Annotated in this window: 21 protein-coding genes and 1 pseudogene; 18 read left to right on the plus strand and 4 right to left on the minus strand. The window is 68.4% G+C overall.

The window, feature by feature from the left end:
• Window position 1 precedes the first annotated feature (1 nt).
• Genes rplB through rpsQ form a run of 7 tightly spaced genes read left to right on the plus strand, consistent with a single transcriptional unit; the run spans window position 2 to window position 3,489 of the window.
• Complete coding sequence (gene rplB / locus CKW28_RS04550; protein ID WP_003925847.1) at window positions 2-838, plus strand: 50S ribosomal protein L2; 837 nt, start codon at window positions 2-4, stop codon at window positions 836-838.
• A gap of 21 nt (window positions 839-859) precedes the next feature.
• Entirely contained in the window at window positions 860-1,141 is a 282-nt protein-coding gene (gene rpsS, locus CKW28_RS04555) for a 30S ribosomal protein S19 (RefSeq protein WP_003925848.1), read from the plus strand.
• Window positions 1,138-1,641, plus strand: coding sequence for a 50S ribosomal protein L22 (rplV, locus tag CKW28_RS04560; protein ID WP_003925849.1), 504 nt, complete (start codon window positions 1,138-1,140; stop codon window positions 1,639-1,641). Before rpsS ends, rplV begins: the two co-directional genes overlap by 4 nt.
• A complete protein-coding gene (gene rpsC, locus CKW28_RS04565) occupies window positions 1,641-2,495 on the plus strand; it encodes a 30S ribosomal protein S3 (RefSeq protein ID WP_003925850.1) in 855 nt (284 codons plus the stop codon). Before rplV ends, rpsC begins: the two co-directional genes overlap by 1 nt.
• Before the next feature lie 3 nt (window positions 2,496-2,498).
• Complete coding sequence (gene rplP, locus CKW28_RS04570; protein ID WP_003925851.1) at window positions 2,499-2,915, plus strand: 50S ribosomal protein L16; 417 nt, start codon at window positions 2,499-2,501, stop codon at window positions 2,913-2,915.
• Complete coding sequence (gene rpmC, locus CKW28_RS04575) at window positions 2,915-3,148, plus strand: 50S ribosomal protein L29 (protein ID WP_003925852.1); 234 nt, start codon at window positions 2,915-2,917, stop codon at window positions 3,146-3,148. The genes rplP and rpmC overlap by 1 nt, the downstream gene beginning before the upstream one ends.
• Window positions 3,148-3,489 (plus strand): 30S ribosomal protein S17, encoded by a 342-nt coding sequence (gene rpsQ / locus CKW28_RS04580; protein WP_003925853.1) that lies wholly within the window; start codon window positions 3,148-3,150, stop codon window positions 3,487-3,489. The genes rpmC and rpsQ overlap by 1 nt, the downstream gene beginning before the upstream one ends.
• Before the next feature lie 67 nt (window positions 3,490-3,556).
• On the opposite strand, the gene CKW28_RS04585 is transcribed toward rpsQ, so the two are convergent.
• Window positions 3,557-4,243, minus strand: coding sequence for a TetR/AcrR family transcriptional regulator (locus CKW28_RS04585; RefSeq protein WP_003925854.1), 687 nt, complete (start codon window positions 4,241-4,243; stop codon window positions 3,557-3,559).
• 55 nt (window positions 4,244-4,298) lie between these two features.
• On the opposite strand from CKW28_RS04585, the pseudogene CKW28_RS04590 reads away from it, so the two are divergent.
• A pseudogene (locus CKW28_RS04590) lies at window positions 4,299-4,778 on the plus strand (DUF2306 domain-containing protein); the annotation flags it as partial.
• Between the two features lie 164 nt (window positions 4,779-4,942).
• On the opposite strand, the gene CKW28_RS24030 reads toward CKW28_RS04590, so the two are convergent.
• Together CKW28_RS24030 and CKW28_RS04595 are read right to left on the minus strand one after the other, a co-directional pair.
• Window positions 4,943-5,392: a hypothetical protein gene (locus tag CKW28_RS24030; protein WP_435405793.1), complete on the minus strand. Its 450-nt coding sequence runs from the start codon at window positions 5,390-5,392 to the stop codon at window positions 4,943-4,945.
• 46 nt (window positions 5,393-5,438) lie between these two features.
• Window positions 5,439-6,248 carry an SDR family NAD(P)-dependent oxidoreductase gene (locus tag CKW28_RS04595; protein ID WP_003925856.1) on the minus strand — a complete coding sequence of 270 codons (810 nt, stop codon included), beginning with the start codon at window positions 6,246-6,248 and terminating at the stop codon, window positions 5,439-5,441.
• Window positions 6,249-6,472: 224 nt separating this feature from the next.
• Between CKW28_RS04595 and CKW28_RS04600 the strand changes: the two genes are divergently transcribed.
• From CKW28_RS04600 to CKW28_RS04635, 8 genes are all read left to right on the plus strand, one after another.
• The gene (locus CKW28_RS04600; RefSeq protein ID WP_003925857.1) at window positions 6,473-7,285 is read left to right on the plus strand and encodes an MlaE family ABC transporter permease; all 813 of its coding nucleotides are present in this window, start codon (window positions 6,473-6,475) and stop codon (window positions 7,283-7,285) included.
• A 13-nt stretch (window positions 7,286-7,298) separates the two neighbouring features.
• Window positions 7,299-8,144, plus strand: coding sequence for an MlaE family ABC transporter permease (locus CKW28_RS04605; RefSeq protein WP_003925858.1), 846 nt, complete (start codon window positions 7,299-7,301; stop codon window positions 8,142-8,144).
• Window positions 8,145-8,223: 79 nt separating this feature from the next.
• Window positions 8,224-9,411, plus strand: a complete 1,188-nt coding sequence (locus tag CKW28_RS04610) for an MCE family protein (RefSeq protein ID WP_040547543.1) — start codon at window positions 8,224-8,226, stop codon at window positions 9,409-9,411.
• Window positions 9,408-10,439: an MCE family protein gene (locus CKW28_RS04615; protein ID WP_003925860.1), complete on the plus strand. Its 1,032-nt coding sequence runs from the start codon at window positions 9,408-9,410 to the stop codon at window positions 10,437-10,439. The genes CKW28_RS04610 and CKW28_RS04615 overlap by 4 nt, the downstream gene beginning before the upstream one ends.
• Entirely contained in the window at window positions 10,439-11,515 is a 1,077-nt protein-coding gene (locus CKW28_RS04620) for an MCE family protein (protein WP_003925861.1), read from the plus strand. The genes CKW28_RS04615 and CKW28_RS04620 overlap by 1 nt, the downstream gene beginning before the upstream one ends.
• Window positions 11,516-11,517: 2 nt before the next feature.
• Window positions 11,518-12,990, plus strand: coding sequence for an MCE family protein (locus tag CKW28_RS04625; protein WP_003925862.1), 1,473 nt, complete (start codon window positions 11,518-11,520; stop codon window positions 12,988-12,990).
• Complete coding sequence (locus CKW28_RS04630) at window positions 12,987-14,165, plus strand: MCE family protein (protein WP_003925863.1); 1,179 nt, start codon at window positions 12,987-12,989, stop codon at window positions 14,163-14,165. Before CKW28_RS04625 ends, CKW28_RS04630 begins: the two co-directional genes overlap by 4 nt.
• Window positions 14,165-15,670 (plus strand): MCE family protein, encoded by a 1,506-nt coding sequence (locus CKW28_RS04635; RefSeq protein WP_003925864.1) that lies wholly within the window; start codon window positions 14,165-14,167, stop codon window positions 15,668-15,670. The genes CKW28_RS04630 and CKW28_RS04635 overlap by 1 nt, the downstream gene beginning before the upstream one ends.
• A gap of 25 nt (window positions 15,671-15,695) precedes the next feature.
• Here the strand turns inward: CKW28_RS04635 and CKW28_RS04640 are convergent, their stop codons facing one another.
• On the minus strand, window positions 15,696-16,196 hold the full coding sequence (locus CKW28_RS04640) for an Rv2253/PknI dimerization domain-containing protein (protein ID WP_040547545.1): 501 nt from the start codon (window positions 16,194-16,196) through the stop codon (window positions 15,696-15,698).
• A gap of 282 nt (window positions 16,197-16,478) precedes the next feature.
• On the opposite strand from CKW28_RS04640, the gene CKW28_RS04645 reads away from it, so the two are divergent.
• Complete coding sequence (locus CKW28_RS04645; RefSeq protein WP_050811974.1) at window positions 16,479-17,012, plus strand: Rv1363c family protein; 534 nt, start codon at window positions 16,479-16,481, stop codon at window positions 17,010-17,012.
• The gene (locus CKW28_RS04650) at window positions 17,009-17,548 is read left to right on the plus strand and encodes a hypothetical protein (RefSeq protein WP_003925867.1); all 540 of its coding nucleotides are present in this window, start codon (window positions 17,009-17,011) and stop codon (window positions 17,546-17,548) included. The genes CKW28_RS04645 and CKW28_RS04650 overlap by 4 nt, the downstream gene beginning before the upstream one ends.
• Window positions 17,549-17,553: the final 5 nt, after the last annotated feature.

The raw sequence follows: 17,553 nt of genomic DNA on the forward strand, positions 1-17,553 counted from the left end.
CATGGCAATTCGCAAGTACAAGCCGACGAGCCCCGGTCGCCGCGGTGCCAGCGTCTCCGATTTCGCCGAGATCACTCGCTCACATCCGGAGAAGTCGCTGGTCCGCCCGCTGCACGGCAAGGGCGGACGTAACGCACACGGTCGGATCACCACCCGGCACAAGGGCGGTGGCCACAAGCGCGCGTACCGTGTCATCGATTTCCGTCGCCATGACAAGGACGGCGTCAACGCCAAGGTCGCGCACATCGAGTACGACCCGAACCGCACCGCGCACATCGCGCTGCTGCACTACCTCGACGGCGAGAAGCGCTACATCATCGCGCCGCAGGGCCTCCGCCAGGGCGATGTGGTCGAGTCCGGCGCCAACGCCGACATCAAGCCGGGCAACAACCTGCCGTTGCGCAACATCCCCGCCGGTACCGTGATCCACGCGGTGGAGCTGCGTCCCGGCGGCGGCGCGAAGCTGGCCCGCTCGGCCGGTGCCAGCATCCAGCTGCTGGGCAAGGAGGGGTCCTACGCCTCACTGCGGATGCCCAGCGGTGAGATCCGCCGCGTCGACGTGCGCTGCCGCGCCACCGTCGGCGAGGTCGGCAACGCCGAGCAGATCAACATCAGCTGGGGCAAGGCCGGCCGGATGCGGTGGAAGGGCAAGCGCCCGTCGGTCCGCGGTGTCGTGATGAACCCGGTGGACCACCCGCACGGCGGTGGCGAGGGCAAGACCTCCGGCGGCCGTCACCCGGTGAGCCCGTGGGGCAAGCTCGAGGGCCGTACCCGCAGACCGAACAAGCCGAGCGACAAGCTCATCGTCCGGCGCCGGCGCACCGGCAAGAAGCGCTAGTCGTCAGGAGGACAGACACAGATGCCACGCAGCCTCAAGAAGGGTCCGTTCGTCGACGACCATCTGCTCAAGAAGGTCGACGCACAGAACGAGAAGAACACCAAGCAGGTCATCAAGACCTGGTCACGTCGGTCCACGATCATTCCCGACTTCATCGGGCACACCTTTGCGGTGCATGACGGCCGCAAGCATGTCCCGGTGTTCGTGACCGAGGCGATGGTCGGGCACAAGCTCGGCGAATTCGCCCCGACCCGCACGTTCAAGGGTCACATCAAGGACGACCGGAAGAGTAAGCGGCGATGAGCGCACCAGTCATTGAATATCCGTCCGCGACCGCCAAGGCGCGGTTCGTGCGGACCTCGGCCACCAAGGCGCGCCGGGTCATCGATCTGGTGCGCGGCAAGACCGTCGCCGAGGCGCTGGACATCCTGCGGTGGGCGCCGCAGGCCGCCAGTGAGCCGGTGGCCAAGGTGATCGCCAGCGCCGCGGCCAACGCACAGAACAACGAGGGGCTCGACCCCGACACGCTGGTCGTCGCGACCATCTACGCCGACGAGGGCCCGACCTTCAAGCGGATCCGGCCCCGCGCCCAGGGCCGGGCGTTCCGGATCCGCCGGCGCACCAGCCACATCACCGTGGTGGTGGAGAGCCGTCCGGTGAAGAAGGGTCGCGGCGGGTCCGCGGCCTCCGCCCGGTCGCGCCGGGCGCAGGCCAGCAAGGCGGCGTCGACCAAGAAGGCCCCGGCAACCAAGGCGACTGCGCAGAAGGCGACCGCCGACGAAGCGAAGGGAGGCTCGCAGTAGTGGGCCAGAAGATCAACCCGCACGGCTTCCGGCTCGGTATCACCACCGACTGGAAGTCCCGGTGGTACGCCGACAAGCAGTACAAGGACTACGTCAAGGAAGACGTGGCGATCCGCCGGCTGCTGTCCACCGGTCTGGAGCGGGCCGGCATCGCGAACGTGGAGATCGAACGCACCCGGGACCGGGTGCGGGTGGACATCCACACCGCGCGGCCCGGCATCGTCATCGGCCGGCGCGGCACCGAGGCCGACCGGATCCGCGGCGACCTGGAGAAGCTGACCGGCAAGCAGGTGCAGCTGAACATCCTCGAGGTGAAGAACCCCGAGTCCAACGCACAACTGGTCGCCCAGGGTGTCGCCGAGCAGCTGAGCAACCGGGTGGCGTTCCGGCGCGCGATGCGCAAGGCGATCCAGTCCGCGATGCGCCAGCCCAACGTCAAGGGCATCCGGGTGCAGTGCTCCGGCCGTCTCGGCGGCGCCGAGATGAGCCGCTCGGAGTTCTACCGCGAGGGCCGGGTGCCGCTGCACACCCTGCGCGCCGACATCGACTACGGCCTGTACGAGGCCCGCACCACGTTCGGCCGGATCGGCGTGAAGGTGTGGATCTACAAGGGTGACGTCGTCGGCGGCAAGCGGGAGCTGGGCGTGGCCCCGCCGTCGGAGCGTCCGCGCCGGGAACGGCCGTCGCGGCCGCGGCGCAGCGGCGCGTCGGGCACCACCGCCACGGGCACCACCCCGCCGCCGGGAACCGAACAGGCCCCGGCGACCGCCGAGGCGTCGGCCGGTACCGAGGCCGCTGCCGGTGCTGCCGCCGCGGCGCCGTCCACGGAAACTTCTACTTCTGGGGAGAGCTGAATCATGTTGATTCCCCGCAAGGTCAAGCACCGCAAGCAGCACCACCCCAAGCAGCGTGGGCTGGCCAGCGGCGGCACCACGGTGGAGTTCGGTGACTACGGCATTCAGGCGCTGACGCACGGTTACATCACCAACCGGCAGATCGAGTCGGCCCGTATCGCGATCAACCGGCACATCAAGCGTGGCGGCAAGGTGTGGATCAACATCTTCCCGGACCGCCCGCTGACCAAGAAGCCCGCCGAAACCCGGATGGGTTCGGGCAAGGGCTCGCCGGAGTGGTGGGTGGCCAACGTGAAACCGGGCCGCGTGCTGTTCGAGCTGAGCTATCCGAATGAGGAGACGGCGCGCGCGGCGTTGACGCGCGCGATCCACAAGTTGCCGATCAAGGCACGCATCGTGACCCGAGAGGAACAGTTCTGATGGCTGTGGGAGTGACGCCTGGCGAACTGCGCGAACTGACCGACGACGAGTTGAAGGATCGGCTGCGCGAGTCCAAGGAAGAGCTGTTCAATCTGCGCTTCCAGATGGCCACCGGCCAGCTGTCCAACAACCGTCGGCTGCGCATTGTGCGGAAGGAGATTGCGCGGGTGTACACCATCCTGCGCGAACGTGAGCTGGGTCTGGCATCCGGGCCGGGCGGTGAGGATTCGTAATGGCAGAGACTAAGAGTGACGCCCAGAAGGACTCGGCGCAGAAGGGTTCGGGCCAGAAGGGGCCGAAGTACACTCCGCCCGCCGAGAAGCCGCGGGGCCGCCGCAAGACGGCCATCGGCTACGTGGTGAGCGACAAGATGCAGAAGACCATCGTGGTCGAGCTGGAGGACCGCAAGAGCCACCCGCTCTACGGCAAGATCATCCGGACGACCAAGAAGGTCAAGGCGCACGACGAGCACGGCATCGCCGGCGTCGGCGACCGGGTGTCGCTCATGGAGACTCGTCCGCTGTCGGCCACCAAGCGCTGGCGGCTGGTCGAGATCCTGGAGAAGGCCAAGTAGTAGTCGCTTCGAGAAGCCCCCGACCCGCGGTCGGGGGCTTTTTCGTCGCTGTGTGTGCCCCGCTCTGCTAGAGCTTCGCGGCGATGCCGTCGAGCAGGTAATCGACGGCGCTGTGCAGGTCGGTCAGCGGATCGGCATCGACGGGGTCGAACGCTCCCGCGTCGAGCGCCGCGGTCAGCGCCGGGAAGCGGTCGGCATCGATCAGACGCCGTAGCAGCACCGGGTACTCCGGCCAGTCCAACCGGCCCGCATCGATGTGCAGCGCCGCCGCGCCGCGTACCAGGTGCATCAGCGCCGTGACCGCGGCGAGTTTGTCGCGTTCGGCCAGCCCGGTTCCCTGCAACGCGGCCAGGGCGGTGTCCAGCCAGGCGAGCTGTTGCGGGTCGGCGGGCGGGCCCGCCGCGGCGGCCTGCAGGATCCACGGATGACGGTGATACACCTCCCACAGTGCGGTGGACCAATGGCGCAGGGCCGCAACCCAATCCGTGGGATCGAGCTGGGGTGGCGGGCCCACGGCCGCGGCCACCATGAGGGTCACCAGGTCGTCCTTGTTGGCGACGTGGCGGTAGATCGACATCGTGCCGCAGCCGAGGTGCTCGGCCAGCCGGGCCATCGACAGCGCGGCCAGCCCGTCGGCGTCCGCCACGTCGATCGCGGCCCTGACGATGCGCTCGCGCGTCAAGCCGGCGCCCCGGCGGCGGGGCGGGGGCTCGCGCCAGAGGGTCTCCAGTGCACGCGGCAACGGGTTGCTCATCGACGCCGAGCTTAACCCGTCGACAACCGCACGCGTATGCCATACGCTTATGCGTATGGCATACGCAAAGTCGCCGCGGGTCGCCGTATCGGCACTCGTGCTCGTGGTCGGGGTCTTCCTCGGGTATTCGGTGTGGCCGTACCTCCGCGGCGGCACCCGTGTCCCGCCCACCTTCGCGCTGCACCATCAGCTGCTGGTCGCGCACGTCCTGCTCGGCGCCGTCGTGATGGTCGCCGCGATGCCGCAGATCTGGCCCGGGCTGCGGGCGCGTCACCCGGCCTGGCACCGGCGGTCGGGGCGGGTCTACGTCGCCGCGGTCATCCCCTCCGGGCTGCTGGCGCTGGTACTCGGCGCGGCGGGCCCGTTCGGGCCGGCTCTGGCGATCAGCAATGTCCTCCTCGCCTCGGTGTGGGTGTGGTTCACCACCGGCGGATACCTCGCCGCCCGGCGGCGGCGGTTCACCGAGCATCGCCGGCACATGCTGATCAGCGTGACGCTGGCGCTGTCGGTGATCACCAACCGGATCTGGTCACCGCTGCTGTTCATGGCCTCTGAGCCGTTGCGCGACAGCGTCTTCGGCGGTAGTGAAGAACACTACGTGTGGTTCGTCGCCGGGGTGGGCGGGTGGCTCGGGTGGCTGCTGCCACTGGCCGCCGTGACGTGGTGGTTGCGCCGCCGCGGGCCGCTGCCCGCGCCGGCTCAGAGTCGAACCAGCGAGAACGGATACCGCAGGGTTCCGGGGGCGCCGTCGCAACCGGATGCGAACGACGACTCCAGGGTTCCCTGCAGGGTCGCGGCGTCCCAGGTGTACACGTCCCGGGTCGGGATCACCGGACCGAAATAGACGTCGCCGCAACGGAGCCCGTCCGGTACATCGACCGTCAGGGTGTAGCGGCCGTCGGCCAGATAGGCATTGCCCCGGTATTCGAATGCCTTGGCGATCGGCATCGGAATGGCGTTGATCTCGACGCAATCCGGCGCCTGGGGGACACAGAACGCGACGGCCCAGGTCCACGTGTGAAAGTCATACCGCTGCGGGATCACCAGTTGGTAATTCCCGTAGAACACACCGGCATGGGCGACCCCGGGTGCGCCCGAAGCCATCGCGATCACCGGGATGACGGCCAGCACGGCCCGGATCGTCGTCATGTACAACCTCCGATGAGTCGGCCACGCGGAATCGGTTCGCGGGCAATCACATGTGCGCGCCACCGTCGATCCGAACCTCGGTGCCGGTGATGAAGAAGGCGTCGTCGCTGCCCAGCATCGCGACCACACCCGCCACCGCGTCCGGGTCCGCGAAGATCGTGCCGTCGCCGAGTGGCAGCGCCGGGGCGACCTTGGCGAACAACGCCAGGTCGGCGTCCTCCGGCAGACCCGGACCGACACTCTGCCGTGAGACGCCGGAACCGTCGGTCATACCCGATGAGATCGAGCCCGGCTGAACGGCATTGAACCGGATCCCGGCCTTGGCGAACTCGGCCGCCCAGGTGTGGGTCATCGCCAGCACACCGCCCTTCGACGCGGCGTACGCGGCCATGTACGGGTGGGCGAAATGCGCCGAGGTCGAGCTGAAGTTCACCACCGCCGGACCGTTGCCGTCGAGGAGCGCGGGGATGCACTCGCGGGTCACCAGGAACGTCCCGGTCAGGTTGATCCGGATGACCTGTTCGAAGTCGGCCAGAGTGGTCTGCACCAGATGCGCCGAGCGCAGGATGCCGGCGGCGTTGACCAGGGCGTCGAGTCCGCCCAGCGCCGTGATCGCCTGTCCGACGCCGTGGCGAACCGACTGTTCGTCCGCGACGTCCATGGTGACGGTGGTCAACCGCTCGGCGGCGGCGCCGGCCTGGTTCACGGTGTCCCGCAGACCCGACGGGCTGATGTCGGCGGCGGCGACACGCCCGCCTTCGGCGAGTATCCGCAGAACGCAGGCCTGTCCGATCCCGGAACCACCGCCGGTGATCAGCACCCGCCTCGCGGCGTAGCGTGCGGACAGATCAGACACGATGATCCTCTTTCGTCGATCCTCTTTCGTCGTAACTGCACGTCGACACCGCCGGCGGGCGGCGGCGCATCCACGTTGCGACCCATCCTGGCACGGTGTCGCGGCAACTCCCGGTGGATGGGACGCACCGTGTCTGATCACCGATCTGCTGCGCGAAGGTGAGTCGTCCCACCGGCGGTCGGTGGTGTGTGTGGTCAGACTTCGACGGAGTTCTCGGGCGACAGATGGTGAACAAGGCAGTGGACCGGTGGTCCACCGGGCTGCCCCTGCCGGCAGGCGGAACCGCGGGCACGCTGCGGGCGGTCGGCGGTCTGTTCTCGATGTCGGTGGACGCGGTGAGGTTCGCGTTCCGCCGGCCGTTTCAGGGCCGGGAGTTCCTGGAGCAGTCCTGGTTCGTCGCCCGGGTGGCGCTGTTGCCCACCCTGCTGGTCGCCATCCCGTTCACCGTGCTGGTCAGCTTCACCCTCAACATCCTGCTGCGCGAACTCGGCGCGGCCGACCTGTCCGGCGCCGGCGCCGCCTTCGGCGCGGTCACGCAGGTGGGTCCGATGGTGACGGTGCTGATCGTCGCCGGAGCAGGTGCCACAGCCATGTGCGCCGACCTGGGCTCCCGCACGATTCGGGACGAGGTCGACGCCCTGGAGGTGCTGGGAATCAACCCGGTTCAGCGGTTGGTCACCCCCCGGATGCTTGCTTCCGGGCTGGTGGCGCTGCTGCTCAACAGCCTGGTGGTGATCATCGGGATCCTGGGTGGATACACGTTCTCGGTCTTCGTCCAGGACGTCAACCCCGGGGCCTTCGCCGCCGGGATCACGCTGCTCACGGGTGTGCCGGAGGTGATCATCTCGTGCGTCAAGGCCGCGCTCTTCGGTCTGATCGCCGGCCTCGTCGCCTGTTACCGCGGGTTGACCATCTCCGGCGGCGGCGCCAAGGCGGTGGGCAACGCCGTCAACGAGACGGTGGTGTACGCCTTCATGGCGCTGTTCGTGGTGAACGTCGTGGTCACCGCCATCGGTATTCGGATGACGGCCGGATGACGGGCTGCGGAGAATGACGGTACAGGCGCTCTACCCCAGGCTGGTCCGCACCGCGAACCGGCCGGTCGACGCCGTCGAGCGGTTGGGCGAGCACACGCTGTTCTACCTGCGGGCGCTTGCCGGCGTGCCCAACGTGATCATGCACCACCGGCGCGAGATCATCCGGTTGATCGCCGAGATCAGCATGGGGGCAGGGACTCTCGCGATGATCGGCGGCACGGTGGTGGTCGTCGGCTTCCTCACCCTGGCGGCGGGCGGCACCCTGGCGGTGCAGGGCTACAGCTCATTGGGGGACATCGGCATCGAGGCGCTGACCGGGTTCCTCGCCGCGTTCATCAACGTCCGGATCTCCGCACCGGTGGTGGCCGGCATCGGGTTGGCGGCGACCTTCGGCGCCGGGGTGACCGCCCAGTTGGGCGCGATGCGCATCAACGAGGAGGTCGACGCGCTGGAGACGATGGGCATCCGCGCGGTGGAGTATCTGGTGAGCACCCGCCTGGTGGCCGGAATGCTGGCCATCACACCGCTGTACGCCGTTGCGGTGCTGCTGTCCTTCGCCGCCAGCAAGCTCACCACGGTGGTTCTGTTCGGACAGTCGGCCGGACTCTACGACCACTATTTCTCGACCTTCCTCAACCCCGTCGACCTGCTGTGGTCCTTTCTCCAGGCCCTGCTGATGGCGTTGGCGGTGCTCCTGGTGCACACCTATTTCGGGTACTTCGCGAGCGGTGGCCCGGCCGGTGTCGGGGTCGCCGTGGGCAATGCCGTGCGCACCTCGCTGATCGTGGTGATCGCGGTGACGCTGTTGATCTCGCTGTCGGTCTACGGAGCCGACGGAAACTTCAACCTGTCGGGGTAGGGGCGGGATGAACGCTGGGATGGACAACACCGGGATGGACAACACCGGAATGGACAACGCCGGAATGGGCAGCGCCGGGATGAGCACCGAGTGGAAACGACGCCTCGCGGGGTTCGCCACCGCGTCGGTGATCGTGCTGCTGGTGGCGATGGCGATCGGGTTCTTCCGAGGCAGCTTCACCAGGACCGTCCCCGTCACCGTGCTGTCGGAGCGGGCCGGACTGGTGATGAATCCGGACGCCAAGGTGAAGCTGCACGGGGCCCAGGTGGGCTCGGTCCGCTCGATCGACACCCTGCCCGACGGCCGCGCGGCGATCCAGTTGGCGATGAATCCGGCCTATCTCCATCTGATCCCGGCGAACGTACGAGTCGACATCTCCTCGCCGACGGTGTTCGGGGCGAAGGCGGTCGAACTCGTTCCGCCCCACCGGCCCGACCCGGAACCGTTGCGGCCCGGTCAGGTACTCACGGCCGACCACGTCACCGTCGAGATCAACACCGTGTTCGAGCAGTTGTCCTCGGTGCTGGCGAAGATCGAGCCGCAGAAACTCAACCAGACCCTCGAAGCGCTGTCGGCGGCGCTGGACGGTCGCGGCGAGCGGATCGGCCAGATGCTCACCGACTTCGACGAATTCCTCGCGCGGGTGGAGCCGAGCCTCCCCACGCTGGAACACGAGTTGGCGCTGGCGCCACAGGTGGTCGAGGCGTACGCCGACGTCGCTCCGGCGCTGATGGAGACGGCCACCGCGGCGACCACCACCGGCCGGACCATCGTCGACGAGCAGACGAACCTCGACAAGCTGCTGCTGCATGTCAGCGGGCTGGCCGATATCGGCATCGACGTGATCGGCACCAACCGCGCGGCGATCACCGACGTGGCCCGGTTGCTGGTGCCGACCACCGATCTGCTCAACCGCTACCACGAGGCACTCACCTGCGGGCTGGGCGGCGCCGCGCAACTCGCCAAGGCTCCCGGCAGCCCCGTCCCCGGCGGGCTGCTGCTGCAGACCATCGTGCTGGGCCAGGAACGCTACCGTTATCCGGCCAATCTGCCCAAGGTGGCGGCGAAGGGCGGACCGCAGTGCACCGATCTCCCGAAGGTGCCGTTCCAGAAGAGCCCGCCGTTCGTCATCACCGACATCAACGCCAACCCGGCTCAGTACGGCAACCAGGGCATCCTGCTCAACTCGGACGGTCTTAAGCAGATGCTCTACGGCCCGATCGACGGGCCGCCCCGGAACACCGCACAGATCGGACAGCCCGGATGACGGGAATCGGCGGTACGGCAGCCAAATTCGGCATCTTCGGCACGGTCATGCTGTTGCTCACCGGGATGTTGTTCGTGATCTTCGGTGAGTACCGGTCGGGGTCCACCACCGACTACTCGGCGGTGTTCGACGACGTCTCCAGCCTCAAGCGCGGAGATTCGGTGCGCGTCGCCGGATTGCGCGTCGGCACCGTCAAAGACGTCTCGCTGCAACAGGACAACACCGTGCTGGTTCGGTTCACCGCCGACGACAAGGTCCGGTTGACCGAGGGCACCAGGGCGAAGGTGCGGTATCTGAACCTGGTGGGGGACCGGTATCTGGAACTCGTCGACGAGCCGGGGTCGACCAGGATCCAGCCGCCGGGATCGCTGATCGGCTCGGATCGCACCGAACCGGCACTGGACCTCGACCTGTTGCTGGGCGGTCTCAAACCGGTCATCCAGGGGCTGAACCCGCAAGACGTCAACGCGTTGACCGGCGCACTGATCCAGGCACTGCAAGGGCAGGGCGGCGACATCGAATCGCTGTTCTCCCACACGTCGTCGTTCACCAACACCCTCGCCGACAACGGCCGGGTCGTCGAACAGCTCATCGACAACCTCAACGAGGTGTTGAACACCATCGCCGAAGACGGCGACAAGTTCTCCGGCGCGGTGAACCACCTCGAAAACCTCATCACCCGGCTGGCCGCCGACCGCGACCCGATCGGCGAGGCCATCACGGCCCTGGACAACGGCACGGCCTCCCTGGCCGACCTGCTCGGCCGGTCCAGGCCCCCGTTGGCCGGCACCGTGGACGAGCTGGCGCGGCTGGCGCCGCTGCTGTCCAACGACACCGATCTGGCCCGCATCGACCTCGCACTGCAGAAGACACCGGCCAACTACCGCAAACTCGTACGCCTCGGGGCCTACGGCAGCTGGCTGAATCTCTACATCTGCGGGGTGTCGGTCCGGGTCACCGATCTGCAGGGACGGACCGCCCACTTCCCGTGGGTGATCCAGAACACCGGACGATGCGCGGAGCCCTGATGCACAAATATCGAGAATCCGCTCTGATCCGCAGTGGTGTCATCGGCCTGGTGCTGGTGGTCCTCATCATCGTCGTGGGTCTGCAGACCCAGCAGCTGTGGACGATGGCCACGTCGGTGCGCTACCACGCCGAGTTCGCCGAGGCCGGCGGGCTGGCCGCCGGCAACGAGGTGAAGGTCTCCGGCATGACCGTCGGCACCGTTTCCGATGTGCGACTCCAGGGCGGTCACGCCGTGGTGACCTTCGCGTTGAACGCGCGGATCCGGCTGGGGGAGGAGACCACCGCCCACATCCGGACGGGCACGCTGCTCGGCGAGCGGGTGCTGACCGTGGAACCCCGGGGGAACGGTCGCATCCGGCCGGCCGGCGTCATCCCGCTGAGCCGGACCGGGTCGCCCTACTCGCTGACCGACGCGGTCGGTGACTTCACCGCCAACACCGCACAGACCGACACCGCGGCGATCAACCAGTCGCTCGACGTGCTGGCCGAGACCATCGATCGGATCGCGCCCCAGCTCGGTCCGACCTTCGACGGCGTCACCCGGCTGTCGCAGTCCCTCAACAGCCGAAACGAGTCGCTGGCGGAGCTGCTGGAGAGCGCCTCGAAGGTCACCGGGATACTCTCCGAGCGCAGCGAACAGGTCAACCGGATGCTGCTCAACGCCAACGATCTGATGGGTGTGCTGCAGCAGCGCCGGCACGCGATCGTCACGCTGCTGGCCAACACCTCCGCGGTGGCCCAACAGCTCTCGGGTCTGGTCGCCGACAACGAGGAGGAGCTGGCCCCGGCGTTGGAGAAACTCAACAGAGTGCTCGAGTTGCTCGAACGCAATGAGGACAACCTCACGCAATCACTGAAGGGCCTGGCCAAATACCAACTCACCCAAGGTGAGGCCGTCAACAACGGCTTCTACTACTACGGGTTCGCGTCGAACCTGCTGCCCGGTCCGGCCATCCAGCCGTTCCTGGACTATGCGCTGGGCTTCCGGCGCGGGGTCAACGCCGGCCAACCGCCCGACAATGTTGGCCCACGCGCCGAATTCCCGTTCCCCTACAACGGTATTCCCGGAGGCTGACAATGATCGCCACATGGCGGACCGCTCCGCGGATCACCAGGACGTTGTTGATCGTCCTGGTGGCGTTGATGCTTGCGAGTTCCGGATATCTGCTGTACCAGAACAGATTCGGCCCGATCACCATCTCGGCGTATTTCAGATCGGCGACGGCCGTCTATCCGGGGGACGACGTGCGGGTCGCCGGCGTCCGGGTCGGAACCATCAAGAGCATCGAACCGATGGGTACCCGGGCCAAGGTCGTCCTGCAGGTGCGGCGTGACGTGCCTATCCCGGCCGACGCCGAGGCGATCATCGTGGCGCAGAACCTGGTCTCGGCGCGATACGTGCAGTTGACTCCGCCCTACGGTTCCGCCGCGGCGCCCGACGGTCCCACCATGCCCGACGGCGGGGAGATCGGGCTGGAGCGGACCGCGGTGCCGATCGAGTGGGACGAGGTCAAGGAACAGCTCACCCGGCTGGCCACCGAACTCGGGCCCGACGGTGGCGTGTCGGACACCGCCCTCGGGCGGTTCATCGACAGCGCCGCCGACGCCATGGCCGGTAACGGCGGGAAGCTGCGCCAGACCATCTCCGAACTCTCGGCGGTGGGCCGTGTGCTCGGGGAGGGCAGCGGGAACATCGTCGAGATCCTGGAGAACCTGCAGACCTTCGTCACCGCGTTACGAGACAGCAACATTCAGATCGTGCAGTTCCAGGATCGGCTCGCCGACGTCACCAGCGTCGTCGACGGCAGCCGGGCCGAGCTGGACGCCGCCATCAGGGATGTCGCAGATGCGGTGGGCGTGGTCGAGCGGTTCATCGACGGCACCCGCGATCAGACCGCCGAGCAGATCCAGCGGCTGGCCGCTCTGACCCGGGTGCTCTCGGACAACAGCATGACCGTCAAGAACGTGTTGCATGCCGCGCCCACCGCCCTGGCGAACGGCTACAACATCTACAACCCCGACACCGGCGGTCCGCGCGGATCGTTCGCCATGAACAACTTCGCCAACCCGGTGACGTTGATCTGCGCGGCGATCGGCGCGGTGGAGAACGTCACCGCGGAGGCCTCCGCCAAAGCCTGCGCGGAGTACCTCGGACCCGCACTGCGCCTGATCAACTTCAACTATCTGCCGCTGCCGTTCAACGCCTATCTGGGACCGGCGCCGCAGAACGTGATCTACTCCGAACCCGGGCTCGCACCCGGCGGCGGTCAGAGGCCGCCCGGCCCGGACGAACCGCCGCCCGCGGTGTCGGCTTACACCGGTGCCGGTGACGTGGCGCCACCCGCCGGATGGCACGACCCGCCACATCCGCCCGGGGCGTACACCCCCGACGGGCTGCCGGCCATCCCGCAACCCGCCCTGTTCCCGGGCGCGCCGGTACCGCCCGGGCTGCCGGCGCCGGCGCCGTCCGGTCCCGGCCCGGCCGACCTGCAGGACCTGCTGCTACCCGCCGAACGTCACTCTGACCAGCAGCCGGGAGGGACACCGTGACAGTCGTGACCTTCTTGCGTAGCCGGATCGCCGTCGCGTGCTGCGCCGTGCTGACCCTCTCGGGCTGCACCTTCGACGGGGTCAGCTCGCTGCCGCTGCCAGGCACCGTGGGTACCGGCTCCGACGCCGTCACCTACCAGGTCCAGATCGCCAATGTCGGTACCCTGGAACCGAATTCACCCGTCATGGTCGACGATGTGGTGGTCGGCGCGGTGCGCAGGATGACACTCGACGGCTGGTATGCCGACGTCGAGGTGACGGTACGGCCCGGCACCGTGATTCCGGCGAACGCGGTGGCCACGGTCGGACAGACCAGCCTGCTCGGGTCGATGCACCTGGCATTGGATCCACCCGTCGGTGAACCACCCACCGGTGCGCTGGCACCCGGCGCCACCATCCCACTCGAGCGGTCGTCGAGCTTTCCGTCCACCGAGCAGACACTGGCGTCGCTGTCCTTCGTGGTCAACGGCGGCGGGCTGGCTCAGATCGCCGACATCGTGCACAACTTCACCGCGGCGCTCGACGGTCGCGCGGTCCACGTCCGGGAGTTGCTCACCCGGATGAACAACGTGGTGGGCCTCCTCGACGGTCAACGCGACAAGATCCTCGCCACCATCGAGAACCTGGACCGGGCCGCGGGAACATTCGCCGCCCAGCGTGAGGAACTGGCCGCGGCGCTGGACCGCATCCCGCCGGCTCTCGAGGTGCTCGCCGAGCAGCAACCCCGGATCAGCACCGCCCTCCAGAGCCTGGGCGACTTCAGCGACCTGGCGAATCAACTGATCAACGAATCGCAGGAAGATCTGGTGCGCAACCTGCAGAACCTCGAACCCACGGTCCGCGCCCTCGCCGAGGTCGGCCCCGACCTCGTCACGGCCCTCACCTACCTGCCGACCTATCCCTACACCCAGGAGTTCATCGACCGGGGCATCCGCGGCGACTACATGAACCAGTTCATCGTCTTCGACTTCACCATTCCCCGGCTCAAGCGCGGAATCCTGCTCGGAACGCGGTGGGGGCAGCCCGGCGCGTCCCTGGTACCGGCGCCGGGCGACCCCTGGTACTCCTCGTACACCCGCGACCCGTTAAAAACCCCGGTGACACCTGCGCCCCCCGACCTGGCGCCGATCCCACCGATGACCGACGATCCGGCGGACACCGGAGGCGGCAACTGATGCTCACCCGGTTCGTCCGCACCCAGCTCGTCATCTTCACCATCGCGGCGGTGGTCGGCATGGGCGCCATGGTGTTCGGCTATCTGCAGGTACCGATGCTGCTCGGCATCGGACGCATCTCGGTGACGATGGAGCTGCCCTCGACCGGCGGTCTGTACCGGTTCTCCAACGTCACCTACCGCGGCGTCAAGGTGGGCAAGGTGCTCGACGTCCGGCCCACCCGCACCGGTGCGGTCGTCACGATGTCGCTGCAGTCGAGGCCGAGGATCCCCGCGGATCTGCAGGCGGATGTCCGCAGCGTCTCGGCCGTCGGTGAACAGTACGTCGAGCTGCTGCCCCGCCACGACGGCGCCCCGTACCTCGAGGACGGTTCGGTCATCGGGATCGAGAACACCTCGGTGCCGCAACGGGTCGGACCCATGCTCGATCAGATGAGTGCGCTCATCGACAGCATCCCGTCCGGGCAACTCGGCGCATTGCTCGACGAATCGGCCACAGCACTCGGTGGCTCGGGATACGAGTTGGGATCGGCGTTCGATTCCGCCGCCCAGCTGGCGGAGCGGCTCAATGGTTCCGGCGAACGGGCGCGCGTCCTCATCGAGGACGGGCGGCCGCTGCTCGACGGGCAGGCTGTCGGCGCCGAGGCCATCCGCACGTGGGCGCGGAGCCTCTCCGGGATCACCGGGCAGCTGGCGGCCGACGACGCGCAGATCCGCACGATCCTGACCGACGGTCCGGGTGCCGCCGACCAGGCCGCCCGGCTCCTCGCCCAGGTGAAGCCGACCGTGCCGGTGCTGCTGGCCAACCTCACCACGGTCGGACAGATCGGCGTCACCTACAACCCGTCGCTCGAACAGCTGCTGGTGCTGCTGCCGCCGTATCTGGCCGCCACCCAGTCGTACGGCTCCTCGTTGAACAATCCGACCGGGATGGCGTTGTCGGAGTTCAGCCTGACGCTGGGGGATCCGCCGGCCTGCACGGTCGGCTTCCTGCCGCCCTCGGAATGGCGGTCACCGGCGGACCTGTCCGACATCGACACACCGGACGGGCTCTACTGCAAGTTGCCGCAGGACTCGCCGATCGGTGTGCGCGGCGCACGGAACTTCCCCTGCATGGGACAGCCCGGGAAGCGCGCCCCCACCGTGGAGATCTGCGAGAGCGACCGGCCGTTCGAGCCGCTGGCCATGAGGCAGCACGTCACCGGCCCGTACCCGATCGACCCGAACCTGATCGCGCAGGGCGTCGCACCGGACAGCCGGGTGACGTCGGATGACCAGATCTTCGGCCCGCCCGCCGGCACCCCGCCGCCCGCGGACGACACCCCGCCGCCGGGGGCGGCCCCGGCGTCCGCATCCGCCGAGGCGACCGACGGGGGTCCGTCGGTGGCGTTCGCGACCTACAATCCGCGGACCGGGCAGTACGCGACGCCGGACGGACTGGTCCACACCCGAACCGATCTGGTGGCCCCGCCCGCGCAGAACTGGACCGACCTGTTGCCCCGATGACCGCCTCGCCGGTGCGGTCGGCGCGTCAGACCTTCACCAGCTTGAACGGCATGTTGATGTAGACCGGTTTGTTCACCCCGCAGGCGCCGCTGACCCCGGTGGTGATGTCCTCACCCACCAGCGTCGTCGCGGTCGGATCGGCCGTCGTTCCGTCCGGTGTCATGGCCTTGAACCGGAACACCTGCAGGCCCGGCGCGGTGCTGCCGTCCGGGCACGGAATCCAGTCCTCGATCGTGTGTTTGACGTACCAGACGCCGCTGCGCTGGTAGATCGGCGCGGTCCAGCCCCATTCGCTGACCACCGTCCCGGTGCACTCACCCGGATAACTGCACTGCGTGCTGATCGTCCACGTGCTGCGCAGGCTCCGCTGCTCGAAGAACACCTCGTTCTTGCGGGCCAACTCGCCGTTGGAGGTCGCGATATAGGTTCCGTTCAGACCCCAGTCGGCGGTGTCCGCGCCGGCGTCCGGGGACGTCGCCAGCCCCAGCGCCGTCACCGCCGCCAGCACCACGGGAATACGCACCATCGCCACTCCTCGAACACGAGGCCTGCGGTCAGCGCCGGACCGGTGGACGTCCGGATGACACAGGCAACAAGCCCGGAATCTAGCCGCGACAGCGGGCGGCCACAGCCTGTGCACCCACTGAGCGGACATGTGGGCCCATACCGCGTCCGGTCCTCGCCGTTGACGGCGCCGCCCGGTGGGCGGGACGGACCGAACCGCGCTGCGGCGTCATCGGCCTAGCGTCGAGCATCGTCCGGGCCAGACGGGCCGCACCTCGGGCGGACTCGAGCAGGAAGGAGGCCGGTGCCGCGCACATCAGGCTCACGAACATCAGGCGCGCCACGCACATCAGGCGGTCGCCGGGCGCCGATCTTCGTCGCCGCGGCACTGCTGGCCACGGTGGCCATGCTCATCGGCAGCGGGATCCTGCTGCGCGCCACCCACACCGGTCGGTCGGCCGCCCACGAGCGCGCCGAGTTCATCGCGGCCGCCCGGCAGGCTGTGGTGACGCTGTTGTCGGTCGACGCCGAACAGGCCGACCGGCAGGCACAACGCATCATCGACAACTCGACCGGGTCGTTCAAGGACGACTTCACGTTCGCGGCAGATGATTTCGTCCGCATGGCACGCGACGCGGGGGTTTCCACCACGGTGACGGCGGCCGCCGCCGCGGTCGAGAGGATGGCCGACGACTCGGCTGTCGTACTCGTCGCCGCCACCTCGACGGTCACCGATGCGGCCGGCACCGCCGAGCCGCCGCAGCACTGGCGACTCGCCGTCGAACTGCGGCGGGAAGGGGATCAGATCAAGATGTCCGGCGTGGAGTTCGTCTCGTGAGGCTCCGCGGCCGCGCCGGGCGCATCATCGGCGCAGCGGCCGCCCGGTGGTGCGTCGTCCGGTGGTGCGCCGTCGTCGCGACCGTGGCGTTGATCGGCTCCGCCGCACTGCTGGCGGCTGCGATGGTCCATCACCACCGCAGCACCCAACGCAGCGGACCGGAGGTTGCGCAGGACGCGGTCGAGGCCGCAGCGTCGGCCGCCGAGGCGCTGCTGTCGTATGCGCCGGACACCATCGACGGCGACATGGTGCGGGCCGGGTCGATGATGACCGGGGAGTTCTCGACCTATTACGGCAGATTCACCTCCGATGTGCTGGCGCCCGCGGTGCGCGACCGTGGTGTCACGGCGTCCGCCCGGGCACTGCGGGCCGGGTTGATCGAGATCGGTCCGGACACCGCCAAGGTGCTGGTCTACGTGAACCAGGAGACCGGCAGCGCGCAGCGACCGGAGCCGGCGTACACGTCGAGCAGCGTCGTCGTCAGCCTGGCGAAAGTCCAGGGGCGGTGGCTGGTCTCGGCGTTCGAGCCAGTGTGAACGCC

The sequence above is a fragment of the Mycolicibacterium thermoresistibile genome, assembly GCF_900187065.1.
Taxonomy (GTDB): Bacteria; Actinomycetota; Actinomycetes; order Mycobacteriales; family Mycobacteriaceae; genus Mycobacterium; species Mycobacterium thermoresistibile.